Origin of the sequence: Streptomyces virginiae, assembly GCF_000720455.1 — a bacterium.
Classification (GTDB): Bacteria; Actinomycetota; Actinomycetes; order Streptomycetales; family Streptomycetaceae; genus Streptomyces; species Streptomyces virginiae.
The window spans coordinates 1-2538 of sequence record NZ_JOAK01000078.1 but is presented as its reverse complement, the minus strand read 5'-3'; the positions used below and the strand labels follow the sequence as shown (position 1 = coordinate 2538).

The 2538-nt window shown below is 73.2% G+C and carries 3 protein-coding genes; all 3 read left to right on the top strand.

What is annotated here, in order from left to right:
- Positions 1–1045: 1045 nt before the first annotated feature.
- Entirely contained in the window at positions 1046–1231 is a 186-nt protein-coding gene (locus IG86_RS0138005; protein ID WP_030903128.1) for a hypothetical protein, read from the top strand.
- 56 nt (positions 1232–1287) lie between these two features.
- Complete coding sequence (locus tag IG86_RS0138000; RefSeq protein ID WP_030903125.1) at positions 1288–1485, top strand: hypothetical protein; 198 nt, start codon at positions 1288–1290, stop codon at positions 1483–1485.
- A gap of 439 nt (positions 1486–1924) precedes the next feature.
- Positions 1925–2449, top strand: a complete 525-nt coding sequence (locus IG86_RS45245; RefSeq protein ID WP_030834252.1) for a hypothetical protein — start codon at positions 1925–1927, stop codon at positions 2447–2449.
- Positions 2450–2538: the final 89 nt, after the last annotated feature.

Sequence of the window (2538 nt, the reverse complement as noted above, 5' to 3'; positions counted from 1 at the left end):
GGCGGGGGGCGGGGCGAGGACCGGGGCTAAGCCGGAAGCCGGAGCTGGAACCGCAGCCGGACCGGGAGCCGGTGCCGCGGCCGGGGCGGGAGGCGGAGCCGGGACGGAGGCCGGGGCTGGGCCGGAGGCCGGGGCGGGGCCGGAGGCCGGGGCGGGAGGCGGAGTCAGAGCTGGAGTTGAATCCGTAGCCGGACCGGGGGCCGGGGCCGGGGCGGGTGCCGTGACCGGGGCGGAAGCCGGGTCTGGGGCCGGACCGGGAGCCGCAGCCAGGGCGGAGGCCGGGTCTGGGGCCGGACCGGGAGCCACAGCCAGGGCGGAGGCCGAGACCGGGGTGGAAGCCGGGGCCGGGGCGGAAGCCCGGTCGGGAGCCGGGCCGTGGGCCAGAGCCGGAGCTGGATCCGCAGCCGGGCCTGCGGCCGGGTCGGGGGCTAGGGACGGGTCGGGAACCGGGGCGGGGAGCGGGACCGCGACCAGGGCGGGAGCCGAGGCTGAGTCGGAGGCCGGGTCGGGACGCGGAGCCAGAGCTGCTGAATCCGCAACCGGACCGGGAACCAGGGCTGAACCGGCGACCGGGCCGGGAGCCGCAGCCAGGGCGGAGGCCGAGGCCGGGATGGAGCCCCGGGCCGGGCCGGGAGCCGCGCCCGGAGCGGAAGCCGGAGCTGAGCCGGAGGCCGGGGCGGGAGCCGGGCCGGGGGACGCGGGCGGGTCGGGGTCTGGGGCCGGGACCGGATCCGCAGCCGGGGATGAGCCGGAGGCCGGGGCGGGAGCCGGGCCCCGGTCCGCGGCCGGGCCGGGAGACGGGGCCGGGTTGGGAACCGGGTCCGGGTCGGGGGCTGTTGGGGGTGGTAACGCTGCCGGTGCCGCCTCTGCGGATGCCTCGGTATCGGTGGTTCTGTCCATGTTTTGCACCCCTCCCTTTCGTGCCACGCACCTTGCTGAGGCCCGTGCCCGCTGGACCCCGAGTTCCCCGCCGGAGATTCTTGTGTCACCGGAAAGAAAAACCCGGCAGGAATCAGATCGGAATTCACTTTCTCAGGAGAACAGCATGAAGTTCACTCGGTTCCTCTGTGCGGCGGCGCTGGCCGCGGGTATTGCGGGCAGCATCGTTTACGGCGCGGCGTCCGACTCCGGATCCGGTCCGGCTTCCGCGCTCACTTCCGCTCCGTGCGAGGGCCGCCCCGGGGACACCGAGTGGACCAACCCCGCGACCCACTGCCCTCCGCTCCTCTAGAGCCGATCAGGCGCCGCCAGGTTCCACCCTCGCGCGAAAGTCACTGGAAGAACCCGATGCCGAACCCCCCTCCCCACCCCAGGGAAGCCGGTCTTCCCTGGTGGCAGGCCCTCTCGCTGGTCTGCGCCGGATGCCTGGCCGTCCTGCTGCACCGGCGGATCACCGACCCCTCCCCCTCCCCGGCCCCCCGCCGCGCCGGCGGCGGGGGGCCGCCGCACAACGACGCGGCCGCCCATCTCACCACTTCCTGGTGACGGCAAATACCCTCCCCGCCCCCGGATGACCGAGAGCGCTTTCAGTAAATCAGCAATCCGGGGCGGCGGAGGAGTCGGCCGAATGGGTTCGGCCTGAAATAGGCCCGATCCTTTCCTTTCCGGCCACCGGCCGACAGCACCGGCCGTACGCCACCGGAAATCCTGTTCCGGGGTCGCAGCATTCACAGCCCCCGCATTCACCCGGCATGCGCCTCCCGGCCCACACACGGCCCACTCCGGCCTGCCCACGGCCCGCAACCAGCCCTGCCCCGACGGGCCCGCCACCAGCCCCGACCCCGACCCACTCCGGGCCCGCTCCCGCACCAGGCCCCCGCATCCCGCTTCGCACCCCGCTTCGCACCCTGCTCGCGGTCCCCGACGGGCCGCAGGGCCCTCACAGCCACCGAATGTCCGTTAGATCCCTTTGAGGAGTAAAGATATGCGTATCAGCCGTAAGCGTGTCGCTGTCATGATCGTCAGCTCGGTCGCCGCCGCGGGGGTTCTGCTGCCCTCCACCGCCTCCTACGCCGCCCAGACACCCGCCCCGGCCGGCCCGGCCGCGGTACAGACAGTCGCTCCGGGCGAGGCGGGCGCCCTCGCGGGGAAGGTCGACGTCGCCTCCGCCGTCCTCGACATCACCCAGAAGATCTTCAACATCGTCACCGAGGCCATCGAACGCAAGCAGAACCGCTCCGGCTACGTGAAGTCCCTGATGGAAGGCGCCTTCTACGAGTCGGGCCAGCGCTACAACGTGATGGTCATCAACAACGCCAACAGCTACACCCCCAACCTCCACGGCGTGGTCTACGACGCCAAGGTCAGCGGCATCCACGGCACCTACCGGGTGCTGGTCTTCGAGTCGGGCCAGTTCACCAACCACGGCGACGGCGGCTGGATCAACTGGGCCTTCCGCGGCTGGTTCGACCGCGACGGCGGCTATGTGAACTTCCGCCGCTCCTGGTAACCACCCCCAGCCCCGCGGACCCCACCCCAACCCCCAGCCCCCGGCCCCCGGCTTCTGCCGCGCCGCCCTGCCCTGCCTCTGCCCTGCCC